This window comes from Rothia sp. P13129, assembly GCF_048512865.1.
In the GTDB taxonomy this organism is placed as follows: domain Bacteria; phylum Actinomycetota; class Actinomycetes; order Actinomycetales; family Micrococcaceae; genus Rothia.
In genome coordinates, this window is the sequence record NZ_JBLXYA010000004.1 from 123,993 (window position 1) to 148,967 (window position 24,975).

Annotated in this window: 21 protein-coding genes; all 21 read right to left on the reverse strand. The window is 50.1% G+C overall.

All coding sequences use genetic code 11. The annotated features are described in order from the left end of the window. Positions 1–32: 32 nt before the first annotated feature. The 21 genes from ACN081_RS04370 to gcvT all read right to left on the reverse strand — a co-directional run bounded on the left by ACN081_RS04370 (position 33) and on the right by gcvT (position 24,968). Positions 33–1,040 (reverse strand): ABC transporter substrate-binding protein, encoded by a 1,008-nt coding sequence (locus ACN081_RS04370; protein ID WP_419107065.1) that lies wholly within the window; start codon positions 1,038–1,040, stop codon positions 33–35. Between the two features lie 292 nt (positions 1,041–1,332). Continuing rightward, entirely contained in the window at positions 1,333–1,605 is a 273-nt protein-coding gene (rpsQ, locus tag ACN081_RS04375) for a 30S ribosomal protein S17 (protein ID WP_419100874.1), read from the reverse strand. Continuing rightward, entirely contained in the window at positions 1,602–1,844 is a 243-nt protein-coding gene (gene rpmC / locus ACN081_RS04380) for a 50S ribosomal protein L29 (protein WP_419100875.1), read from the reverse strand. The genes rpsQ and rpmC overlap by 4 nt, the downstream gene beginning before the upstream one ends. Positions 1,845–1,849: 5 nt before the next feature. Next, the gene (gene rplP / locus ACN081_RS04385) at positions 1,850–2,266 is read right to left on the reverse strand and encodes a 50S ribosomal protein L16 (protein WP_204877182.1); all 417 of its coding nucleotides are present in this window, start codon (positions 2,264–2,266) and stop codon (positions 1,850–1,852) included. After that, complete coding sequence (rpsC, locus tag ACN081_RS04390) at positions 2,267–3,067, reverse strand: 30S ribosomal protein S3 (protein WP_419102936.1); 801 nt, start codon at positions 3,065–3,067, stop codon at positions 2,267–2,269. Continuing rightward, on the reverse strand, positions 3,068–3,433 hold the full coding sequence (gene rplV / locus ACN081_RS04395; protein WP_419100877.1) for a 50S ribosomal protein L22: 366 nt from the start codon (positions 3,431–3,433) through the stop codon (positions 3,068–3,070). A 61-nt stretch (positions 3,434–3,494) separates the two neighbouring features. Then, a complete protein-coding gene (gene rpsS / locus ACN081_RS04400; protein WP_419100878.1) occupies positions 3,495–3,776 on the reverse strand; it encodes a 30S ribosomal protein S19 in 282 nt (93 codons plus the stop codon). A gap of 12 nt (positions 3,777–3,788) precedes the next feature. Beyond that, positions 3,789–4,625 (reverse strand): 50S ribosomal protein L2, encoded by an 837-nt coding sequence (rplB, locus tag ACN081_RS04405; RefSeq protein ID WP_419100879.1) that lies wholly within the window; start codon positions 4,623–4,625, stop codon positions 3,789–3,791. A 39-nt stretch (positions 4,626–4,664) separates the two neighbouring features. After that, positions 4,665–4,970, reverse strand: a complete 306-nt coding sequence (gene rplW, locus ACN081_RS04410; protein ID WP_419100880.1) for a 50S ribosomal protein L23 — start codon at positions 4,968–4,970, stop codon at positions 4,665–4,667. Next, the gene (rplD, locus tag ACN081_RS04415; RefSeq protein ID WP_419100881.1) at positions 4,970–5,593 is read right to left on the reverse strand and encodes a 50S ribosomal protein L4; all 624 of its coding nucleotides are present in this window, start codon (positions 5,591–5,593) and stop codon (positions 4,970–4,972) included. The genes rplW and rplD overlap by 1 nt, the downstream gene beginning before the upstream one ends. A 5-nt stretch (positions 5,594–5,598) precedes the next feature. After that, on the reverse strand, positions 5,599–6,255 hold the full coding sequence (gene rplC / locus ACN081_RS04420) for a 50S ribosomal protein L3 (RefSeq protein ID WP_419100882.1): 657 nt from the start codon (positions 6,253–6,255) through the stop codon (positions 5,599–5,601). A gap of 16 nt (positions 6,256–6,271) precedes the next feature. Continuing rightward, positions 6,272–6,580, reverse strand: coding sequence for a 30S ribosomal protein S10 (gene rpsJ, locus ACN081_RS04425; RefSeq protein WP_068169589.1), 309 nt, complete (start codon positions 6,578–6,580; stop codon positions 6,272–6,274). A gap of 511 nt (positions 6,581–7,091) precedes the next feature. Next, positions 7,092–8,282, reverse strand: a complete 1,191-nt coding sequence (tuf, locus tag ACN081_RS04430) for an elongation factor Tu (RefSeq protein ID WP_419100883.1) — start codon at positions 8,280–8,282, stop codon at positions 7,092–7,094. Between the two features lie 189 nt (positions 8,283–8,471). Further along, positions 8,472–10,586 carry an elongation factor G gene (gene fusA, locus ACN081_RS04435; protein WP_419100884.1) on the reverse strand — a complete coding sequence of 705 codons (2,115 nt, stop codon included), beginning with the start codon at positions 10,584–10,586 and terminating at the stop codon, positions 8,472–8,474. Positions 10,587–10,661: 75 nt separating this feature from the next. Then, positions 10,662–11,132, reverse strand: coding sequence for a 30S ribosomal protein S7 (rpsG, locus tag ACN081_RS04440; protein WP_419100885.1), 471 nt, complete (start codon positions 11,130–11,132; stop codon positions 10,662–10,664). Continuing rightward, positions 11,132–11,506, reverse strand: coding sequence for a 30S ribosomal protein S12 (gene rpsL / locus ACN081_RS04445; RefSeq protein WP_004005292.1), 375 nt, complete (start codon positions 11,504–11,506; stop codon positions 11,132–11,134). The genes rpsG and rpsL overlap by 1 nt, the downstream gene beginning before the upstream one ends. A 525-nt stretch (positions 11,507–12,031) precedes the next feature. Further along, the gene (locus tag ACN081_RS04450) at positions 12,032–14,113 is read right to left on the reverse strand and encodes a neutral/alkaline non-lysosomal ceramidase N-terminal domain-containing protein (protein WP_419102937.1); all 2,082 of its coding nucleotides are present in this window, start codon (positions 14,111–14,113) and stop codon (positions 12,032–12,034) included. 289 nt (positions 14,114–14,402) lie between these two features. Continuing rightward, positions 14,403–18,284, reverse strand: a complete 3,882-nt coding sequence (locus tag ACN081_RS04455; RefSeq protein WP_419102938.1) for a DNA-directed RNA polymerase subunit beta' — start codon at positions 18,282–18,284, stop codon at positions 14,403–14,405. A gap of 81 nt (positions 18,285–18,365) precedes the next feature. Then, positions 18,366–21,887 (reverse strand): DNA-directed RNA polymerase subunit beta, encoded by a 3,522-nt coding sequence (gene rpoB / locus ACN081_RS04460; protein WP_419102961.1) that lies wholly within the window; start codon positions 21,885–21,887, stop codon positions 18,366–18,368. Between the two features lie 278 nt (positions 21,888–22,165). After that, positions 22,166–23,647, reverse strand: coding sequence for an L-serine ammonia-lyase (locus tag ACN081_RS04465; RefSeq protein WP_419107066.1), 1,482 nt, complete (start codon positions 23,645–23,647; stop codon positions 22,166–22,168). 214 nt (positions 23,648–23,861) lie between these two features. Beyond that, positions 23,862–24,968, reverse strand: coding sequence for a glycine cleavage system aminomethyltransferase GcvT (gene gcvT / locus ACN081_RS04470; protein WP_419102940.1), 1,107 nt, complete (start codon positions 24,966–24,968; stop codon positions 23,862–23,864). Positions 24,969–24,975: the final 7 nt, after the last annotated feature.

Consider the following 24,975-nt stretch of genomic DNA (forward strand, 5'->3'; position numbering starts at 1 on the left):
AAATTGTTGATAGAGGATAGTGTTATGGGGTTTTATAAGAGAGATTTTTTGACGTCTTCGACGATGCCTCGCATCAGTAGCGGGCCTCCAGTAGATGTCCATTGGGAGCCGTCCACGAGGATAATGTTGTTCTCGCGGTACGCGCGAAGGTCGGTAAACCCTGAGGTCTGTTCTGCCCGTTTGAGAGCGTCCTTCGCTCCTTCAAGATCTGCGGTGGAGTCTGAGTGTGGGTTCTCTTGACTAGCCCCACCGAGAGTTCCAAGGAACATATAGTCAGCATCGATGCGTGCCATGTTCTCTAGGGAGACTGGTTCTGAGTGCCCGCGTCCTAGCATGTCTTGGTCGTGAGGGCGTTTGAGTCCTAAAGATTCTAGGGCTTGTCCTGCCGGAAGTTCTTTGAGGATGAGGGAGGGTCCACTCCCCTGCCATCGGACGATAGAGAAAGTTTTATCAGCGTAACGGTCTTTAAGTTCTGCGGCAGTCTGCGCTACGTAAGTATCGTAGTCTTCGATATATTTCTTTCCTTCGGGAACTTTGTTGACAGCGTTGCAGACATTTTCAAAGTTAGTTTTCCAGGGGCCTCCGGCATAGCCGCAGAAGACTACCGGCGCGATTTGTCGCAAAATCTCGAGAATGTCTGGCCTGTTGTTAATGCTGGTTCCGTCGGCAAGGATGAGGTCGGGTGATGCGTTGCCGATAGCCTCGTAGTTGAGCTCGGAGACTGAACCTAGTAGCTCAATGTCGGAGGCTTTTTCGTAGAGGTAATGGGGGACGGTGGATTGTCCGCGGCCTGCGACGGTTCCGATAGGTTTTAGTCCAAGCGCTAAGATGGCATCTAGTGTAGGTTCAGAGAGGGTGATAATGCGTTGTGGATTGAGAGGGACCTCAACTTCGAGCCCTTCAACGTCGGTGACAGTGCGTGTTTCTGAGGAGTTTTGGGTTGTGCTGGGGTCTTCTTTAGAAGAAGATCCACAGGCACTCAACAATAGTGCTGAGACTCCTGCTGTTCCTAAGAAAAAACGCCGGTTGATTGAAGTCATTGTTCCGCCCCATAGTTGGCCATAACCAATATATAAACAAAGCCTAACCTTATCTTTAAATAAGGCTAAGACACAAAGGTTTTTAGCCTATTTCGTAATATTTTTCTGACCTTATTGGGTAACTCTGCGGGTACGGGCTATTATTCTCAGCGTTCCTTATATATACGTTCAGATATATCTCAGCTCAACGTGGTTTAGAGCTTTTTACAGGTGGTTAAACGAAAGAGTCCTCTCTTCCAGTTTCCTGGAAGAGAGGACTCTTCGTATGTTCGCAGAGAACTATCTGAAAAAACTATTTAGCTTTTTCGATAATCTCGACAACGCGCCAACGCTTGGTAGCGGAGAGCGGACGAGTCTCTGCCAAAAGAACGAGGTCACCAATACCAGCAGAGTTCTGCTCGTCGTGTGCCTTGATCTTTGAGTTACGGCTCATAACTTTGCCATATAGCGCGTGCTTTACGCGATCTTGGACCTCTACAACTACGGTCTTGTCCATTTTGTCGGACACTACGTAGCCGCGGCGGGTCTTGCGGTAGCCGCGCTCTTCGTTCATTACTTCACTCACTTGGCTTCACCTTCGGTTGCGGGACGAATACCGAGTTCACGCTCACGCAACACGGTGTAAATACGTGCAATATCGCGCTTTACGGAACGGATACGACCGGGATTTTCAAGCTGACCGGTGGCTGCCTGGAAACGGAGGTTGAACAGTTCCTCCTTCGACTTGCGCAGCTCTTCTACGAGAGCCTCATCTGAGAGCTCAACGAGCTTGTCGATGCTGAGATCTTTTGATCCAACTGCCATTTCGCTTACTCACCACCTTCACGACGCACGACACGTGCCTTCATCGGGAGCTTGTGGATTGCGAGGCGCATAGCTTCGCGAGCCACTTCTTCGGACACACCGGAGAGTTCAAACATGACTCGACCGGGTTTTACGTTTGCGACCCACCACTCGGGTGAACCTTTACCGGAACCCATACGGGTTTCAGCAGGTTTCTTGGTCAAGGGACGGTCAGGATAGATGTTAATCCATACTTTACCGCCACGCTTGATGTGACGAGTCATTGCGATACGTGCAGCTTCAATCTGACGGTTGGTTACGTATGCAGGAGTTAGTGCCTGAATACCCCACTCACCAAAAGTAACTTCGGTACCGCCTTTGGCCATACCAGTACGCTTGGGATGGTGCTGCTTACGATATTTTACTCGACGGGGAATAAGCATTTATGCCTCACCGTTTTCTGCAGTCTTGGCTTCGGTGTTCACCGAAGCGTTGTCGTTGCGACGTTCGCGACGAGGTCCGCGGTTGCCACCACGACGACGGTCGTTACCACGACGGTCGCCACGGCCACGCTGTGCGGAAGCCTGCTGAGCAGCAAGTTCCTTGTCGGTCAGATCGCCCTTGTAGATCCAAACCTTCACGCCGATACGGCCGAAAGTGGTCTTTGCTTCGAAGAAACCGTAGTCGATGTTCGCACGAAGGGTGTGCAATGGCACGCGACCTTCACGGTAGAACTCGGAACGGGACATTTCAGCACCGCCAAGACGGCCGGAGCACTGGATACGGATACCCTTTGCGCCTGCACGCTGTGCGGACTGAATTGCTTTCTTCATTGCACGGCGGAATGCCACGCGAGAGGTGAGCTGTTCTGCGATGCTCTGAGAAACAAGCTGAGCAGAAAGTTCAGGCTGAGCAACCTCAAGGATGTTGAGCTGAATCTGCTTGTTCGTTAGTTTCTCAAGCTCACCGCGAATACGGTCAGCTTCTGCACCACGGCGACCAATCAAGATACCTGGACGTGCAGTGTGGATGTCCACACGAACACGATCACGGGTGCGCTCGATTTCTACCTTTGCGATACCTGCGCGCTCCAAATCTTTAGCGAGGAGCTCGCGAATTTTGACGTCTTCACGGACGAAGTCCTTGTAGCGTTCGCCTTCCTTGTTGGAGTCTGCGAACCACTTGGAGACGTGTCCGGTGGTGATGCCAAGTCGGAAACCGTTGGGGTTAATTTTCTGACCCATTTATCGGTCCTCCTCCTTCTCCGGGGTTGCTACAACCACGGTGATGTGGCTGGTGCGCTTGTTGATGCGGAATGCACGGCCCTGTGCTCGCGGCTGGAACCGCTTCATCGTAGGACCTTCGTCAACAAATGCTTCGCTGATGAAAAGCTCTTCTTCCTTGAAAGGAAGTCCCGCAGCAGTTGCTTTGGAACGAGCATTTGCCATAGCAGATGCAACAATCTTGTAAACCGGTTCTGAAGCGCCCTGAGGAGCGAACTTCAGAATTGCCAGAGCCTCTTCCGCTTGCTTACCACGGATCAGGTTGACGACTCGGCGTGCCTTCATAGGCGTGACGCGTACATAGCGCGCTGATGCCTTAGATTCCATTGCCTATCTTTCTTTCGTCTATTGCCGAAAGGAAAACGTATCTAATATCGGATATCCGATATTAGCGACGCTTACCCTTACGGTCGTCCTTCACGTGGCCACGGAAAGTGCGGGTCGGTGCAAACTCGCCGAGTTTGTGTCCGACCATTGACTCAGTGATGAACACGGGTACGTGCTTGCGTCCGTCGTGCACTGCGATGGTATGTCCGAGCATGTCGGGAATAATCATCGAGCGGCGGGACCAAGTCTTAATAATATTCTTGGTGCCCTTCTCGTTCTGAGCTGCAACCTTTACATAAAGGTGCTGATCAACGAAAGGGCCCTTCTTCAAACTACGAGGCATGTGTCAGGCTCCTTAGCGCTTCTTGCCAGTACGACGGCGACGAACAATGAGCTTGTCGCTTTCCTTGTTAGGTCGACGGGTACGACCTTCGGGTTTACCGTTCGGGTTAACCGGGTGACGACCACCTGAGGTTTTACCTTCACCACCACCATGTGGGTGATCAACAGGGTTCATAACAACACCACGAACGGTTGGGCGGATGCCCTTCCAACGGTTGCGGCCTGCTTTACCCCAGTTGATGTTGGACTGTTCAGCGTTGCCGACAGAACCAACAGTTGCACGGCAGCGAACGTCTACGTTGCGAATTTCGCCGGAAGGAAGACGCAACTGAGCGTAGCGACCTTCTTTAGCAACGAGCTGGATGGAAGCGCCAGCAGAGCGACCCATCTTTGCTCCGCCGCCGGGGCGAAGTTCAACAGCGTGAATAACGGTACCCACAGGAATGTTGCGTAGTGGCAAGTTGTTACCGGGCTTGATGTCCGCAGACGGACCGGATTCAACGATGTCGCCCTGCTGCAAACGGTTAGGAGCAACGATGTAACGCTTTGTACCATCAACATAGTGAAGCAATGCGATGCGTGCGGTACGGTTTGGATCGTACTCGATGTGTGCAACGCGTGCGTTAACACCATCTTTGTCGTGACGACGGAAGTCGATCAAACGGTACTGACGCTTGTGTCCACCGCCCTTGTGGCGAGTGGTGATACGACCGGTGTTGTTACGGCCGCCTTTTTTAGGAAGCGGACGAACCAGGGATTTTTCCGGGGTTGAGCGGGTGATTTCGGAGAAATCGGAAACGCTCGAGCCACGGCGACCAGGTGTCGTCGGCTTGTGTTTACGAATACCCATTTAGTATTTCTTTCCTTCGCTAAAGTGGTCTCCGCAGGACTATGCCTGCGGACCGCCGAAGAGGTCGATTGAGCCTTCTTTGAGGGTTACAATCGCACGCTTGGTGTTCTTACGAGTACCCCAGCCAAAGCGAGTGCGCTTGCGCTTGCCTTGACGGTTAGCGGTGTTTACGGAAGCAACCTTGACACCGAAGATTTCTTCGATAGCCTGCTTGATTTCCAGTTTGTTGGAGCTAGGAGCAACAACGAAGGTGTATTTACCTTCATCGAGCTGGCCGTAGCTTTTTTCCGACACGACGGGAGCGATAATCACGTCGCGAGGATCTTTGAAAGTAGAGACGCTCATTATTTAGCGGCCTCCTTCTTAGCCTTAGAAGCAACTGCGACGAAAATGTCGAACGCATCCTTGGTGAAAACTACGTCATCAGAGATGAGAACATCGTAGGTGTTCAGCTGGTCTGCATAGAGGACGTGAGTGTTCTGAAGGTTACGTGCTGACAGTGCTACAAGATCTTCTTTGCGGTCAATCACCAAAAGAACGTTCTTACGGCTGGTGATGCTTGCAAGAGATGCCTTGATTGCCTGAGTTGAAGGCTTGGTGCCTTCAACGAGGTTCTCTACAACGTGTACGCGGTCGTGACGAGCGCGATCGGAGAGAGCACCGCGCAAAGCAGCTGCAATCATTTTCTTGGGGGTACGCTGCGCATAGTTGCGAGGGGTTGGGCCGTGTACGACGCCACCACCGGTCATATGCGGTGCACGGATGGAGCCCTGACGTGCTCGGCCGGTACCTTTTTGTTTGAAAGGTTTACGACCTGCGCCGGAAACTTCGCCGCGGTTCTTAGTTTTGTGAGTACCTTGGCGTGCTGCAGCAAGCTGAGCTACAACGACCTGGTGAAGCAGAGGAACAGATGCCTGTGCGTCGAAGAGGTCTGCCGGTAGGTCTACCTTGACAGTTTTGACAGCCATTGTAATTAGGCTCCCTTCACAGCGGTGCGAACCAAAACAACGCCACCCTTAGGACCAGGGATTGCACCCTTAATCAAAAGTACGTTGTTTTCGACGTCTACACCCTGGATAGTCAGGTTCAAAGTGGTGTGGCGTGCTGCGCCCATACGGCCAGCCATGCGCATACCTTTGAACACGCGTGCGGGGTATGATGCACCACCGATAGAACCGGGCTTACGGTGGTTCTTGTGCTGACCGTGAGACGCGCCAACACCCTTGAAGCCGTGACGCTTCATAACACCTGCGAAGCCCTTGCCCTTGGTCTTGCCAACGACATCGACTTTCTGACCTTCTGCGAAGAGGTCCACGGTCAATTCCTGACCTAGGGAGTACTCTGCAGCATCAGAAGTGCGGATTTCAACTAGGTGGCGGCGAGGGGTTACGCCTGCTTTCTCAAAGTGACCAGCTAGAGGCTTGGTAACTTTACGAGAATCAATTGCACCGAAACCAATCTGAATAGCCTGGTAGCCATCAGTTTCTTGATTACGTAACTGGGTGACAACGTTGGAGTCAGCCTTAACTACGGTAACAGGCACAAATTTGCCGTTTTCGTCCCAGATCTGAGTCATGCCGAGTTTGGTACCCAGCAAGCCTTTCACCTGGCGCTCGAATGTGTTAGTCATGATTAGATGCGATCCTCTACAGCTTGATTTCGATGTTCACGTCTGCCGGAAGGTCAAGACGCATGAGGGCATCAACAGCCTTAGGGGTCGGATCAACAACGTCGATCAGACGCTTGTGCGTGCGCATTTCGAAATGCTCGCGGCTGTCCTTATACTTGTGAGGCGAACGAATAACGCAGTAAACGTTCTTTTCGGTCGGAAGTGGTACTGGACCTACTACCGTCGCGCCTGCACGCGTAACTGTCTCAACGATTTTCCGTGCTGAAGAATCAATGACCTCGTGGTCGTAAGACTTCAGACGGATGCGGATTTTCTGTCCCGCCATCTGTCGGACTCTCTTTCTTGAAGTACTTCCCTGTAACGGGGCGGTCGCCCCTTTTTCTGGCACTTGAGGTAAAGAAAAATATTTTTCTTTCGTGCCGCCTGAATCGAGCTGAATCCTAAAGGGTGTTAGGGTTCCTCAACTCGACCAAGCACCGACCCCCGAACTCGGGCGTGTCGCCTAAATGAGGACAGACAACGGCCTAAGCCTTCGGAACCGGGTCATATTTGGTCTTATCTTCGTTTGCTCCTCCGCAAAATAACCACCCTATTAAGGCATATTTTGCAAAGAAACGACAGATAAGCGCTTGAACAACGTTTACTATTCTCGCAGAGAATAAAAGCATAAGCAACCCCAATACCTAAAAGTGCCGAGTTTCACATGCAAGTTCTCTGGGTAGAATAAAGAGGCATAAAACAGGGCCCCTCAATAAAACTACTGAGGGGCCCTGCCGAGCCATCATCGACAGCTCAAAGTTGAAGTTCTAAAACTTCTGATTGACGCTCAAAGATTATTACTTGAGAATCTTGGTAACACGACCGGAACCAACGGTACGTCCACCTTCACGGATAGCGAAGCCGAGGCCTTCTTCCATCGCGATTTCCTGGATGAGCTCAACGGTCATCTCGGTGTTGTCGCCAGGCATAACCATTTCGGTACCCTCAGGAAGAGTGATAACGCCGGTTACGTCAGTGGTACGGAAGTAGAACTGAGGACGGTAGTTGGAGTAGAACGGGTTGTGACGTCCACCCTCATCCTTGGAAAGGATGTAGACGTTTGCCTCGAACTGAGTGTGAGGGGTGATGGAGCCGGGAGCTACAACAACCTGACCACGCTCTACGTCGTCGCGCTTGAGACCGCGAAGAAGTAGACCACAGTTCTCGCCTGCCCATGCTTCGTCGAGCTGCTTGTGGAACATCTCGATACCGGTAACGGTGGTCTTCTGGATGGGGCGGATACCAACGATCTCAACCTCAGAGTTGATGTTGAGGGTACCACGCTCTGCACGACCGGTTACAACGGTACCGCGACCGGTAATGGTGAAGACGTCCTCAATAGGCATGAGGAAGGGCTTGTCGGTTTCACGAACGGGGTCCGGAATGTAGTTGTCAACTGCATCCATGAGTTCTTCGATCTTCGCAACCCATTCAGCGTCGCCTTCAAGAGCCTTGAGAGCAGAAACGCGGATAACAGGAGCGTCGTCGCCGTCGAATTCCTGGGAAGAAAGCAAATCGCGAACTTCCATTTCGACGAGGTCAAGAAGCTCTTCGTCTTCAACCATGTCGGACTTGTTCAATGCAACAAGAAGGGTAGGTACGCCAACCTGGCGAGCAAGAAGAACGTGCTCGCGGGTCTGAGCCATAGGACCATCGGTAGCAGCAACCACGAGGATTGCGCCGTCCATCTGAGCAGCACCGGTGATCATGTTCTTGACATAGTCAGCGTGGCCGGGAGCGTCAACGTGTGCGTAGTGACGCTTCTCGGTCTGGTACTCGATGTGAGCAATGTTAATGGTAATACCGCGCTGACGCTCTTCAGGAGCGGAGTCGATCATACCGAAGTCGCGCTGCTCGTTAATGTCCGGGTACTTGTCTGCAAGAACCTTGGAGATAGCAGCGGTAAGAGTGGTCTTACCGTGGTCAACGTGACCAATGGTACCAACGTTTACGTGAGGCTTGGAGCGCTCGAACTTAGCCTTAGCCAAGGGTGTTCCTCCTAGAACGATTTTGAAAACATGCACTCGGATATCTCACCGGCGCAATCCGTTAAGAAACGGTCTAGCGTCTACATTAGCGGATTACACCGGTCAGATGAAACCCAGAAGCTGTTTTCAGGGGTATTTTTAGTGAATTTTTCGACTCAATAGTTTAAAGAGCCGGAACTGAGGCAAAAATTATTCGCCGCGGCTCTTCTGAATGATTTCGTCGGCAACAGCCTTCGGAACCTCAGAATAGCTATCGAATGCCATCGAGAACACAGCGCGTCCCTGAGTCTTGGAACGTAGGTCGCCGATGTAACCAAACATTTCGGATAGCGGAACCAATGCATTGACAAGTTTAACGCCAGCTGCATCTTCCATGGACTGAATCTGTCCACGGCGAGAGTTCAAGTCGCCGATAACATCGCCCATGTATTCCTCTGGGGTACGAACTTCAACTGCCATAAGCGGTTCAAGAAGAACAGGGTTAGCGCGCTTAGCGCCTTCCTTGAACACCATAGAACCGGCAATCTTGAAGGCCATTTCAGAGGAGTCAACATCGTGGTATGCACCGTCGATGAGGGTTGCTTTAACACCAACAACAGGGTAACCAGCAAGGATACCAAGCTGCATAGCGTCCTGGATACCAGCGTCAACAGATGGAATGTATTCGCGAGGAACACGACCACCGGTGACGACGTTATCAAACTCGTAAAGCTCTTCAGCATCAAGAGGAATAGGTTCGAAGGAAACCTGAACCTTAGCGAACTGACCAGAACCACCAGTCTGCTTCTTGTGGGTGTAGTCGACCTTCTCCACAGCTTTCTTGATGGTTTCGCGGTAAGCAACCTGAGGCTTACCGATGTTTGCCTCAACCTTGAATTCACGCTTCATGCGGTCAACCAAGATGTCGAGGTGCAATTCGCCCATACCGCCGATTTCAGTCTGACCGGTTTCATCGTTGAGATTAACGCTGAAGGTGGGGTCTTCTGCTGAAAGCTTCTGAATAGCGGTGGAGAGTTTCTCCTGGTCGCCCTTAGTCTTTGGCTCAATAGCAACAAAGATCACAGGATCAGGGAAGCTCATTGATTCAAGAACGATGGGGTTAGCAGCATCGCAAAGGGTGTCACCAGTGGTGGTGTCCTTCAAACCGATAGCAGCGTAAATGTGTCCTGCCTGAATCTGCTCAACAGGGTTTTCCTTGTTGGAGTGCATCTGGAAGAGCTTACCGATACGCTCTTTACGGCCCTTAGTGGAGTTAAGAACCTGTTCACCCTGAGATGCAGTACCGGAGTACACACGAATGTAGGTGAGCTGACCGTAGAACGGGTGTGCTGCAACCTTGAACGCCAATGCAGAGAAAGGCTCAGAAGAAGATGCTTCACGAGTCATCTCAACTTCTTCATCGTTGAGTTTGTGACCGCGAACAGCAGGCACGTCAAGCGGTGAAGGCAAGTAGTCGATTACAGCGTCAAGCATAGGCTGAACGCCACGGTTCTTGAATGCAGAACCACAAAGAACAGGGTATGCTTCGTTATTCACGGTGAGCTGACGGATGCCAGCTTTGAGTTCTTCAAGGGAAAGTTCGCCTTCTTCAAGGTACTTTTCCATCAGTTCTTCGCTGGACTCGGCAACAGCTTCGATGAGCTCTGCACGGTACTGCTCAGCCTTTTCTTGCAAGTCTGCAGGAATTTCCTGAGTTTCGTAAGAAGCGCCCATGGTCACATCGCCCTTAGCGTCACCAGGCCAGACATATGCCTTCATGGTGAGCAGGTCGATAACACCGAGGAAGTCGTTCTCAGCACCAATAGGTAGCTGAAGAACCAAAGGACGAGCACCCAAACGCTTGATAATGGTATCTACGGTGAAGTAGAAGTCAGCGCCGAGCTTATCCATCTTGTTTACGAAGCAAATACGGGGAACTTCGTATTTGTCAGCCTGACGCCAAACGGTTTCAGACTGAGGCTCAACACCCTCTTTACCGTCGAACACTGCAACTGCGCCGTCAAGGACGCGCAATGAACGCTCAACCTCAACGGTGAAGTCAACGTGGCCGGGGGTATCGATGATGTTTACCTGGTTGTTCTTCCAGAAGCAGGTAGTAGCTGCGGAAGTAATGGTAATACCACGTTCTTGTTCCTGAGCCATCCAGTCCATGGTGGATGCGCCATCGTGGGTTTCACCAATCTTGTGGTTAATACCGGTGTAGAACAAGATACGTTCGGTTGTGGTGGTCTTACCGGCGTCAATATGCGCCATAATACCAATATTGCGGACCTTCTTGAGGTCTGTAAGCACGTCTAGTGCCACTTGAGTCTCCTCTTATGAGATACTCCGAAAGCCTGCCGGAATACACGAAGTATTCTCGACAGGCATTTCAAAGAATTACCAGCGGTAGTGTGCGAAGGCCTTGTTGGATTCGGCCATCTTGTGAGTGTCTTCGCGACGCTTCACAGCGGCACCGAGACCGTTGGATGCGTCCAAGATCTCATTCATTAGACGCTCAGTCATAGTCTTTTCGCGGCGTAGCTTGGAGAAGCCAACCAACCAGCGAAGAGCAAGAGCAGTTGCGCGTCCGGAGCGAACCTCAACAGGAACCTGGTAGGTTGCGCCACCAACACGGCGGGAGCGAACTTCCAAGGAGGGCTTGACGTTATCCATAGCCTTTTTCAAGGTTGCTACGGGGTCTGCACCGGTCTTCTGACCTACGCCTTCGAGTGCACCGTAAACAATGCGCTCTGCAACAGACTTTTTGCCGTCCTGAAGAACTTTGTTAATAAGCTGAGTAACCAGCGGGGAACCGTAAACAGGATCGTTTACGAGGGGACGCTTTGGAGCGGGACCCTTACGAGGCATTACTTCTTCTCCTTCTTAGCGCCGTAGCGGGAGCGAGCCTGGCCGCGACCCTTAACACCCTGAGTATCCAGAGCACCACGAACGATCTTGTAACGAACACCGGGGAGGTCCTTCACACGACCACCGCGCACGAGCACGATGGAGTGTTCCTGAAGGTTGTGACCTTCACCGGGAATGTAAGCGGTAACTTCAATACCACCGTTGAGCTTCACACGAGCTACCTTACGGAGTGCAGAGTTAGGCTTCTTCGGGGTGGTGGTGTACACACGGGTGCACACGCCACGCTTCATAGGGTTGCCCTTCAGTGCGGGCGCCTTGGTCTTTACGACCTTGGGAGTCCGGCCCTTACGGACCAGCTGCTGAATTGTAGGCACAATATCTCCTGATTATCGGGTTGGTCTTTCACAACCCTTTCGTCTTTTCACCTCAGTGCAGAGTTCTGCATGATGCATGAGTTATTGAAGCAAATGTACTGAGTATCCTGCGATACACAATAACGGTAACTTAGTTCAGCGCGTGCAACAAAATTTTATCTGGGCATGCGTAAAAATGGCATTTAGGTATCAGATTAAAAAAACTTAAATCAATACCAAAGGACTGTATCCATACTGCCATTAATTCGAAGCCCACATTAGCTCTGCCGTTCAACGCTGGAATGCGCCGATATAAATGCTTCAAACAAGCATTAGAGGCACTGAGGCTAAGTACTTCGTATCAAACTATATCGGCTCTAGAGCCCTTAATCTACCTAGATTCTCGGTAATTCCCTATTGTTTACCCTAAACCTCAGAGATTTACCTCACTTAACCCAGTTAATCCTTAAAACTCAAGGGCCTTGCCAGAAATAAACCAGCAAGGCCCCCACCATATAATGCGATACCCCTCGGATACCTTAGGTCTTAATAGACCCTAAACTCAGAGCTTGTTCCCGTAAACGCAGAAACCTGCCCCCAACCGTTCTTGGAATGTCCATAGTACAAAATACGGTATGTACCAGAAACAGCAGTCGAAGGAACATCCCAGCTAATCGTCACACGAGACTGAGATGCCCAATGACGTTTCCACTGGAAACGAGTATTCGGATCGTTATCGCTTGCAACATATTCCCAAGCACGTCCATTCCAGCGCTGAATCTCAAGATAACTGCCCTGTTTACGTACGCTGTTATTCGGGTGAGCACCAACGAACTCAGCAGAGACACTACCACCACGCCACGTGCTCTGAGGAGCACGCAGTTGCTGTCCGTAGCGCTTACCAGCACCAGGCGTATCGTACAGTACCTTGCCCTTAGAGCTCTTTGCCGCATAAGGAGTCTGAGGCTTATCCCCCAAATCTAAAGACTCCCCACGATGCAAGGCAGAACCTACCTCATGCAGACTCTGACGGAAAGCTGGCGCTTCATAACGACCAAAAATCGTAGAACCGCCCTCATACTGCTGTAAATCATATTCTTCAGGGGTTGTCACATAATGGTTATAAGCATTGGTGTAACCTTGCAAAATAATATGAGACTCATCAACACCAAAAAGCTTTGCCATATCCTGACGATACTGCACGCCAACAGCACCCGTGTATTCTCCTGGCAACCCCAGAACATAGTAGTCACCAAAACGCATCACCTGAACAGGAAGTTTCTCCTGAACGGCGTTAGCTAGACCCACTGCAAGCAAATGGTCCTTAGGGTACTGGCATGCTTTCAAATCAGCAGAGACGTTATAAGCAGCACGGCTCATTGCATAAAAGAATTTATTAGTACCAACGCCCTCACCAAAAATAGGGAGGCCACCGCCGCCGTCTTCCTCAGAACCAGACCCAAAGGACTCCCCTAAAGAAGCACGGCAGGTACGCTCGGCTTTACCGGTTCCAGTATATTGAGCGTCCACCGTCATATTACTAAAGTCAAAGTACTTCACCGCAGAGCCAAGTCCCTGCCCAACAGGTTCTCCTTGGCTCCGAAGCTGATCACGAACAGCATCAGCCTGTTTAGTACCCTGAATCTTCATGTTCTGGAAAGGATTATCAGTTGGTCCCTTACCAGGGCGAAGCCACGTATTGGGCGAGACATCTCCAGCATTGCTATTGGCAAAAGCTGCAATAAAGCCATCACCTGCACCAGAATAATGGTCAACACCATGATCTTGATTCTCTAAAAGCCACTGGGCATACCCTTTATTGTCAGAAGAGATAAGAGTATTAGTGGTCGGCAACGACGTAGGGTGAATAGCAAACCAGTTAATCAGTGCGCGAGTTTTTCCATCACGTTCTAAACGCAACGTAACCGTCGTAGGATCTACCCCATCAATAAGTTTGTCCTGTAATTGCTGGGGGTTGTTACGTAAGGCAACCATAGAACGGTTAACACCAACACCGGTCAGCTGAGAATGAGAAACGGTAAGATTCCCTGGCGCTAAGTCACGGTGTGCCGCGTCAATGGCGTCCATAATGCCTTCAACAGTCGCGTTGAAGGTATCCTCGTGCCACCCGCTCGTCGTGACGTTGTACAAACCATATTTGGTAATACCACCAGGAGTCGCGTGAGTATGATTTGCCGTAATCATAATATTTGACTCACCATAAGCGTCACCATATTGGCGTTGCACACGACGAATCACCTCATCACGCACGCTCTGGAACGCTGAGAGCTGATCTAACACCACCATCAGGTTGCGCTCACCAGTATTACGATCTTGAATCTCAAATGCACGAGCATACGAACGGCTCATCACACCAGAACCAAGCTGATGACCATCACCATAGCCCATGAAACCAACCTCAGCTGGTTCACCCGTAACGTCGCCAACACCAGCACCAATAAGATACGGGCTAGCCGAAAAATTTTGAGACTGATAGTACGGAGAATACCAGTAGCCAGGATGCGCCTGAGCTGGTTCTACTACAGATAAGGACGCACAAGCCAAAGCCGTACCTACAGCCAATGAACACGTGCGACGAAGCCGAGAAACGGCGCGCGAAGATAACACAATAACCCCTAAAAGAAAATTAACGTTAGCGATGTGAGTGAATACTGGCCTACACCTAAGGTCAGCAAGCAATAGTTTAGAGCATCCCCTATGAAAACACTCTGCACAATCTTCAAAAAATTAATACGCCCTCAGCCTTCACAACATATCAACGCATATCAGCCCCATAAACACCCTACTTATGATTTATCTCTCGAAGATCTATTTAAAACACCGGAGGGGTTTCTCCTCGTCAATACGAGAAGAAACCCCTCTGGCTTCATTAGGCTAATAAGCCTCCTTGAGAAGATTATTTACCGAAGTCGTAATCATCCAAAGGAATAGCCTGGAACTCTGCAGAAATAGAACCTTCGTTCTCAGCTGCATAGCTGAAATCGTTGAAACCGCTTGCAGAGACTTGGAAAAGCTGTTCACGTGCTTCGTCAGTAGGCTCAACTTCAATATCGTTGTAGCGAGCCAAACCTGTACCAGCAGGGATGAGCTTACCAATGATGACGTTCTCTTTAAGACCGACCAATGGATCTTCTTTACGTTCCATAGCAGCCTGAGTAAGAACTCGAGTCGTCTCCTGGAAGGACGCAGCAGAAAGCCACGATTCAGTCGCCAAGGACGCCTTCGTAATACCCATCATTTCAGGACGAGCAGAAGCAGGACGCTTACCCTCAGCTACGGCCTTACGGTTCGCCGCCTGGAAGGCAAGGTTCTCTACGAGCTCACCGGGGAGAAGATCAGTTTCACCAGAGTCAATAACGGTCACACGACGAAGCATCTGGCGAACAATCACCTCAACGTGCTTATCGTGAATACCTACACCCTGAGAACGGTATACGTCCTGAACCTCGTCAACAAGATGCTTACGAGCATGACGAGGACCACGAATACGTAGTACTTCCTTAGGATCGATGGCACCTACAACCAGCTGATCACCAATCTCAACGTGTTCACCCTCAGCCACGAGCAGACGAGAACGACGAAGAACGGGATAAGCTACAGGTTCGTCACCGTTATCAGGAGTAATCACAACCTTCAAAGCCTTATCGGTATCTTCCATAGAGACACGACCGCTAACCTCAGAAATAGGTGCAACGCCCTTAGGAGTACGTGCTTCGAAGAGCTCCTGAATACGAGGTAGACCCTGAGTAATATCGCCTGCGGTTGCGACACCACCGGTGTGGAAGGTACGCATGGTCAGCTGAGTACCAGGTTCACCAATAGACTGTGCCGCAATAATACCAACAGCTTCGCCGATGTCTACCAAGTTACCAGAAGCCATAGAACGGCCGTAGCACAAGGCACAGACACCAACAGCAGATTGGCAGGTCAATACGGAACGAACCTTGACCTGTTCAATTCCAGCTTTGAAAAGCTTGTTGATGACGATATCAGATACGTCAGCACCAGCAGCGGCAAGAACCTCTCCAGATTCGTCCTTGACATCTACTGCCAAAGAACGTCCATGGATAGCAGTCTCGACCTGTTGGTGCAAGGAACCGTCTTTAGTATCGATCAATGGAAGGTCTAGACCTTGGCGTGTACCACAGTCATCTTCACGAACAATAACGTCCTGAGAGACGTCCACCAAACGACGAGTCAGGTAACCGGAGTTTGCCGTACGCAACGCAGTATCAGCAAGACCCTTACGAGCACCGTGAGTCGCGATGAAGTATTCGAGAACGGACAGGCCCTCACGATATGAAGACTTAATGGGGCGAGGCATAATCTCACCCTTCGGGTTCGACACGAGACCACGGATACCCGCAATCTGGCGAACCTGCATCCAGTTACCACGAGCACCAGAGGTCACCATACGGTTAATGGTGGTGTTCAGGTTTGCAAGGTTCTGTTTCATGGCTTCAGAAACTTCATCTGTTGCCTGAGTCCAGATCTTAATCAGCTCGGTACGACGCTCGTTATCGCCGGTAAGACCCAGGTCGAAGTCCTGCTGAATCTTTTCAGCTTTCTTCTCATAGCCTTCCATAATGGCAGGCTTATCTTTAGGTGCCGCAATATCTGAGATAGCAACGGTCACACCAGAGCGAGAAGCGTAGTAGAAACCAGTGTTCTTGAGCTGATCAAGAGTCTGAGCTACGACATTCATTGGGTATTTCTCAGCGAGGTCATTAATCAAAGAACCAAGGTGCTTCTTATCTGCAATTTCCCCATACCAAGGGTAGTCAGCAGGAAGAGTCTGGTTGAAGATTACTTGACCGACGGTGCATTCAAGAAGAATGCTTCCACCTTGTTCAAAGCCTTCAGGAGTTTCAAAACCTTCTGGAGCGATGAAGGAGTCAAAGTGGATTTTGACCTTAGCGTTAATAGCAATCTGACCTAAGTCCATCGCCATAATAGCTTCTGCCAAGGAAGAGAAGATACGACCTTCGCCGGTTGCGTCTTCTTGAGGTGTGGTCAAGTGGAATAGACCAATCACCATATCCTGGTCAGGAACAGCTACCGGACGACCGTCTGAAGGCTTCAAAATGTTGTTGGATGAAAGCATCAAAATACGTGCTTCAGCCTGAGCTTCAGGAGATAGAGGCAAGTGAACTGCCATCTGGTCGCCGTCGAAGTCAGCGTTAAACGCAGAGCATACAAGAGGGTGAAGCTGAATGGCTTTACCTTCAACAAGCTGAGGTTCGAACGCCTGAATACCCAGACGGTGCAGAGTAGGTGCACGGTTCAAGAGCACAGGATGCTCAGCAATCACTTCTTCAAGAACATCCCAGACCTGAGAACGAGAACGCTCTACCATGCGCTTAGCAGACTTGATGTTCTGCGCATGGTTGAGGTCTACCAGACGCTTCATCACGAAGGGCTTGAACAGCTCCAATGCCATCTGCTTTGGAAGACCACACTGATGCATTGAAAGCTGAGGGCCACCGACGATAACAGAACGACCAGAGTAATCAACACGCTTACCCAAGAGGTTCTGACGGAAACGACCCTGCTTACCCTTGAGCATGTCAGAAAGGGACTTCAACGGACGGTTACCAGGACCAGTAACAGGGCGACCACGACGACCGTTATCGAAGAGCGAATCAACTGCTTCTTGAAGCATACGCTTTTCGTTATTAACGATGATTTCGGGTGCACCCAACTCAAGTAGACGCTTGAGACGGTTGTTACGGTTAATCACACGACGGTAGAGGTCGTTGAGGTCGGAGGTTGCAAAGCGTCCACCGTCGAGCTGCACCATAGGACGCAATTCTGGAGGAATCACAGGAACAACTTCAAGAACCATACCCAAAGGTGAGTTAGTGGTGCTCAAGAAGGAGTTAACAACTTTTAGACGCTTCAATGCACGAGTCTTACGCTGACCCTTACCAGTCTGAATAATCTCTTTGAGAGCTTCAGCTTCTGCTTCGAGGTCGAAAGATTCTAGGCGGGAACGAATAGCCTCAGCGCCCATGGAACCTTCAAAGTACATACCGTACTTATCAACCATGGCACGGTAGAGCGCTTCATCACCTTCAAGGTCAGCAACCTTCAAAGACTTGAAACGATCCCAAACTTTTTGCTCAAACTCGATTTCACGATCAGCATTTTTACGAACAGATGCCATCTGACGTTCTGCTTGGTCGCGAAGTTTACGCTTCTCTGCTGCTTTTCCACCTTCAGCTTCAATGCGCGCAAGTTCTTCTTCAGTCTCACGAGCGATGAGATTAATATCTGCATCACGTTGAGCTTCCAAAGCTTTCTTATCACGTTCGAACGCTGCCTCAAGGTTTGGAAGGTCGTCGTGACGTCCTTCCTCATCCACAGAGGTAATCATGTACGCGGCAAAGTAGATAATCTTTTCAAGATCTTTAGGAGCAAGATCAAGCAGGTAACCAAGGCGTGAAGGAACACCCTTGAAGTACCAGATGTGAGTCACCGGAGCAGCAAGCTGAATGTGACCCATACGTTCACGGCGAACCTTTGCGCGGGTTACCTCAACGCCACAGCGTTCACAGATAATGCCCTTAAAGCGTACGCGCTTGTATTTGCCACAGTAGCATTCCCAGTCCCTGGTAGGACCGAAAATACGCTCGTCGAAAAGACCCTCTTTTTCGGGCTTTAGGGTTCGGTAGTTAATGGTTTCGGGCTTCTTGACCTCACCATAAGACCAGCTGCGGATATCATCAGCGGTGGCCAGGCCAATACGCATCAAACCGAGTGAAGATTCGTTGGACATTTGGTCCTTATCTCTTTTCAGTAGTTGTGAAGACTAATTTTCGTAGAAATGATGAACAGGTATATCTACCTCGTGAAGGGGCTAGACCTCTTCCACAGAGTTAGGCTCTGCATGAGATAGGTCGATACCTAGATCATCTGCTGCACGGAAGCCTTCGTCTTCAGCATCGCGCATTTCAATGGTCTTACCGTCAGTTGAAAGGACTTCAACGTTCAGGCAGAGGGACTGCATTTCTTTAATGAGCACCTTGAAGGATTCAGGAACACCAGGTTCTGGAATGTTCTCGCCCTTGACGATTGCCTCATAGACCTTCACACGACCGTGAACGTCGTCAGACTTAATGGTCAAGATTTCCTGAAGGGTGTATGCGGCGCCGTATGCTTCAAGCGCCCACACTTCCATCTCACCAAAACGCTGACCACCGAACTGTGCTTTACCACCGAGCGGCTGCTGAGTAATCATGGAGTACGGACCAGTTGAACGTGCGTGAATCTTATCGTCCACCAAGTGGTGAAGTTTCAAGATGTACTGGTAGCCCACCGAAACGGGTTCGGGGAAGCGTTCACCAGAACGACCGTCATAGAGGTTTGCTTTACCACTACGGTTGATCAGACGTTCACCGTCACGGTTCGGGTTGGAGTGATCCAACAAGTCAAAGAGCTCAACTTCGTCTGCACCGTCGAACACGGGGGTGGAGACCTTAGTGGGGCCACTTTCCTTCGGGAAGTTTGGAAGGTTCTTCAACCATGATGGGTTGCCTTCAATCTTCCAACCTTGTTTCGCCAACCAACCGGTGTGAACCTCAAGAACCTGACCGATGTTCATACGACCAGGAACACCCAAGGGATTCAAGATAACGTCGATAGGGGTACCGTCTTCCATGAAGGGCATATCTTCAACGGGAAGAATCTTTGTAATAACACCCTTGTTACCGTGACGACCTGCGAGCTTATCACCCACAGTAATCTTGCGCTTTTGAGCGACGTAAACACGTACCAGCTGATTAACACCTGAAGGTAGTGCGTCGTCGTCATCAGTGCTGCTGTCTCGGTCAAAGGTACGAACAGCGATAACGGTACCTGATTCACCGTGAGGAACCTTCAAAGAGGTGTCACGAACTTCACGAGATTTCTCACCGAAGATTGCACGGAGAAGTCGCTCTTCGGGTGTTAGTTCAGTTTCGCCCTTAGGGGTCACTTTACCAACGAGAATATCGCCAGATTCAACCTCAGCACCGATGTGAATAATACCGCGCTCGTCAAGTGCGGAAAGAACTTCCTCAGAGACGTTGGGGATGTCGCGAGTAATTTCTTCTGCACCGAGCTTGGTGTCACGTGCGTCAATTTCGTGTTCTTCAATGTGAATTGAGGTCAGCACGTCATCAGAGATCATACGCTGGGACAGGATGATACCGTCCTCAAAGTTGAAGCCTTCCCAAGACATGTATGCCACGAGGAGGTTCTTACCCAACGCCAATTCGCCGTTATCGGTAGAAGGACCGTCAGCGATAAGTCCCTGAGCTTCAACACGGTCTCCGGCACGAACAATAACACGGTGGTTATAGCAGTTACCGGGGTTTGAACGCTTGAACTTAGAGATGGGGTATGAGGATGTTGTACCGTCGTCGTTGCGAACAATGACAAGGTCTGCAGAAACCTCAGATACGACACCGGCTTTACGTGCTAGGACAGAATCTCCAGAGTCGATTGCTGCGTAGCGTTCCATGCCGGTACCAACGACAGGCGCTTCGGAGACGAGCAACGGAACAGCCTGACGCTGCATGTTTGCACCCATCAACGCACGGTTTGCGTCGTCGTGTTCGAGATAAGGAATCAAAGCGGTTGCAACAGAAACCATCTGACGTGGTGAAACGTCCATGTATTCAACGTCTGTTGCATCTACGAGCACAGCTTCACCAGAACCGTCGCCAGCACGGCATAGAACGGTAGGTTCAGCGAAGCGCAAGTCTTCGGTCAAAGGCGCATTTGCCTGAGCGATGGTGGTGCCTTTTTCATCATCTGCAGTGAGGTATTCAACCTCATTGGTAACCTGACCGTTGATAACGCGGCGGTAAGGAGTTTCGATGAAACCGAAGGGGTTAATACGTCCGTATGTTGCCAAAGAACCGATTAGACCAATGTTGGGGCCTTCAGGGGTTTCGATGGGGCACATACGTCCGTAGTGTGAGGGGTGGACGTCTCGAACTTCCATACCTGCACGGTCACGTGAAAGACCGCCAGGGCCTAGCGCAGAAAGACGACGCTTGTGTGTCAAACCTGCTAGAGGGTTGTTCTGGTCCATGAACTGTGACAGCTGAGAGGTTCCGAAGAACTCTTTAATGGAAGCTACCACGGGACGGATGTTAATCAGGGTCTGAGGAGTAATCGCCTCAACGTCCTGAGTTGTCATGCGTTCGCGAACAACTCGTTCCATACGGGAAAGACCGGTACGAATCTGGTTTTCAATCAATTCGCCAACAGCGCGGATACGACGGTTACCAAAGTGGTCGATATCGTCAGTATCAACACGGATTTCTACGGGCTTTCCGTCACGTACACCAGAAATGGTCTTACCGCCAGCGTGCAAGGTGACGAGATAGCGAATCATCGCTGCAATGTCATCTTGGCTGAGCACCATAGCTGATGGGTCAGTAAGAGGAGTTTCAACACCGAGTTTGCGGTTTACCTTGTAACGGCCAACCTTTGCAAGGTCGTAGCGTTTTGGTGTGAAGTACATGTTGTCCAGAAGGTTCTGGGCAGCATCAACCGTTGGAGGTTCACCTGGGCGAAGTTTACGGTAAATATCGAGTAGAGCTTCGTCACGAGTCTGTACGGTGTCTTTTTCTAGGGTTGCGCGAATAGCGTCAAATTCACCAAATTCTTCAAGAATTTTTGCTTCGCTCCAGCCAAGAGCTTTGAGGAGCACAGTAACAGACTGCTTGCGCTTACGGTCAAGACGTACGCCGACTTGGTCACGCTTATCGATTTCAAGCTCAAACCATGCACCACGGGAAGGGATGATTTTTGCTGTGTAGATATCTTTATCGGAAGTACGGTCTACGGACTTCTCAAAGTATGCGCCAGGAGAGCGAACCAGCTGAGATACAACGACACGCTCAGTACCGTTGATGACGAACGTACCAGAATCGGTCATGAGCGGGAAATCACCCATGAACACGGTCTGCTGTTTAATCTCGCCAGTGTTGTTGTTCATGAATTCTGCTTTAACGTACAACGGAGCAGAGTAGGTCGCGTCGCGATCCTTGCACTGTTCCATGCTGTACTTTGGTTCAGCAAATTCAGGTTCGGAGAACGATAGAGACATCGTTCCTTGGAAATCTTCAATCGGAGAAATTTCGTCAAAGATTTCAGCAAGCCCAGAGACGGGTTGTACTGAGGTATCGCCCGTTTCTGCTGCTTCTGCTACGCGTTGCGCCCAGCGTTCGTTACCGATGAGGGCATCAAAGCTGTTAGTTTGCAGAGCAAGCAAGTCAGGAACCTGCAGGGGCTCAGAAATCTTTGCGAATGAAATTCGGCTTGGTGTACCTAAACGGTTCACTGTGCCGTTAGCGGCTTCGTTATTAGAGGTGCTCGAGGCGACCAAGTTGGATCCTTCCACAGACCTGTCTGTTTCATATTCGCTGTCCCAGAAAACATAGTAAAACCGTGGAAAAGAACCGCAACGCACGACGTGCATAAGGCTTCGGGTGTTGGGAACTTTTGGGAACGAAATACTTGTTTTTGCTCTGTTTCACCCATGCCCACCGCTATATGAAGGCAGAAAGGTTATGGATAGCGTAAGTATTCACAATACAGCAAGAAAAAACTAAAGTCCATACAACCATCACGGAAAATATGCAACTTTTCTTTTTTATGGTGTACCTAACACTCTACAACGTTAACAGCTAAACCACCCATCGATGTCTCTTTATACCGGTGGCTCATATCTTCACCAGTCTGACGCATTGTTTCAATAACTTGGTCCAAAGACACCCGATGTTCACCGTCTCCACGAAGCGCCATACGTGCAGCATTAATAGCCTTCGCCGCCGCCATCGCATTACGCTCAATACACGGTATCTGCACCAACCCACCTACAGGGTCACATGTCAGACCAAGATTATGTTCCATGGCAATCTCTGCAGCGTTCTCAATCTGTTCATTACTACCGCCCATCACCTGAGCCAACCCCGCAGCAGCCATAGAAGAAGCCGTACCAACCTCTCCCTGGCACCCCACCTCAGCCCCAGAGATAGAAGCCCGTTTTTTATACAAAGCACCAATAGCAGAAGCACATAAGAAGAAGTCAACAATAAGCTGTTCACGTTTAGCGACACCGCATGTACGAACCCCCGGAAGATAGTTCAACGCATAGTGCAAAACAGCCGGAATAATACCCGAAGCGCCATTCGTCGGAGCAGTCACTACCCTGCCACCAAATGCGTTCTCTTCGTTCACGGCCAAAGCCATCAAATTCACCCAATCAATAGCAAACTCAGGGCTCTTTTGAGGGTCTTCTGCTAACAAATCACGGTGCCACGCTGCTGCACGACAACGTACTTTAAGCTCCCCCGGCAAATACCCCATACGAGATAATGAAGAACCAATACACTCTTTCATCACCCGATGGATAGCGAGAATCCCCTGACGAATCTCCTGTTCAGAACGAGCTGAAAGCTCATTACGCATCTTCAGCTGAGCGATAGATAGCCCTGCCTTATTTGCCAAAGACACAAGTTCTTCACCTGAACCAAAAGGATAGGGTGCTTCGTTAAGTCCTGAAGAATCATCTAAAGTTTCGTTCTCCTCGACAATGAATCCTCCACCAATAGAAAAATAGGTGCGTTCAAGGAGAAGACCGGAAGTATCATAAGCTGCAATTTTAACGCCGTTTGTATGCCTCGCTAAAACAGTCAACGGACGCAGCGTCATATCAGATTCACGATAGTTCACAACCGGACCAACACATAATGCCTCACCGGCATCAGGTGCACCGTCTTGATAAGAGCTAGAGGGAAAACCTGCTAACGGCAAAATACCATCACGTTGGTTATCTGCCATCACTCGTTCAGCTTGGGCAATGTTAATGGTCTCCGGAACAAAACCTGCACAACCTTTAATGATGGCGCTCATCGTACCGTGTCCGGCTCCAGTTGCTGCTAACGAACCATAAAGATCCACATGTATGCGTGACACGTTCTGAAGTTTTCCCGTATCAATGAGCTCTGCAATAAAACGGTTTGCTGCTCTCATCGGACCTACCGTGTGGGAAGAGGAAGGCCCGATACCAATCGAAAATAATTCAAAGACAGAGATATCGTAGTTTAATGATTCAGCTTGTATCTGTTCATCACTAATGTTCATCCTGTGTGCTTTCCTTTTTCTATGCATTTTTAGCGTTTAACTGCGCTAAAATATCAACCTCTTACGGGGGATAATAAGAGGAAACTGTAAAAGCTTGATGAACGTTCCATCACACAGGATGGAGTGGGAATACGCAAATCAAGCCTCTACAGTTCTACAAGATAAGAGTCTCTACCAAGAAACTTTTATCCGCTTATGAAGGTGAACCCACATATTATCGGCGATAAAACGGAACAGCAACCACATCAAATGGTGCTCGTTTACCACGAATATCAACATCAATAGTGTTTCCTTCCGCGGCATACGAGCTCTCCACTAGAGCCATCGCAATCGGGTATCCCAACGTAGGTGAAGGAATACCTGAGGTAACATATCCGATGTTCTTCTCGCCATCCATCAGTTGAGAATCAGCACGGGCAGGGCGCTTTTGCTGTGCTTTAAGCCCAACGAGAGAACGCTGAGGCACGGTTTGAGATAGCACACTCAACGCCTGACGCCCTACAAAGTCACTGCTCTTTTTCTCTAGCGCAATATCAACTAGACGCCCTAGACCAGACTCGTACGGAGTGATATCTAGACCCAGCTCATGACCATACAAAGGCATACCAGCTTCTAAGCGCAAAGAGTCGCGTGCTGCCAAACCAGCAGGAATCATGTCAAAGTCCTTGCCAGCGTTCATAGCAGCCGACCATAGATCACCGGCTTGATGTGCCGGTATGTAGATTTCAAAGCCGTCTTCTCCGGTGTATCCGGTACGAGCTAAGAGTACTGAGAGGCCAGAAAGATTCAGCGGTGTTGCAGCATAATATTTCAGCTCACGTACCGTTTGAGGGGCACTCGGCTCCATGGCCAAAATAATATCTTCAGCCCGTGGGCCTTGAACAGCAATTAAAGCAGTATCTTCAGATTCGTTGACTAGTTTTACGTCAAACTCTGCCGTACGCTCTTGCAACGTCTGATAATCAATCTCTACGTTAGAAGCGTTAGGTACTACAAGAAATTCGTCCTCAGCTAGACGATAGGTAATCAGGTCGTCAATTACCCCGCCATCTTCGTTGACCAGAATCGAATATTTGGCTTTACCAACTTTGAGAATACTCATATTCGAGACGAGGGCATAGTCTAAAAATGCGGCAGCGTCCGGACCGCTCACACGAAACTCACCCATATGAGAGAGGTCAAAGAGACCAGCACGTTGACGTACAGCATGGTGCTCCTGAACGTCATTGGTGTATTTTACGGGCATATCCCAACCACCAAAATCGGTGAAGGTGGCGCCTAATGCGAGGTGTTCTTCGTGTAGTGGGGTTTTCTTACTCATGTCTTAC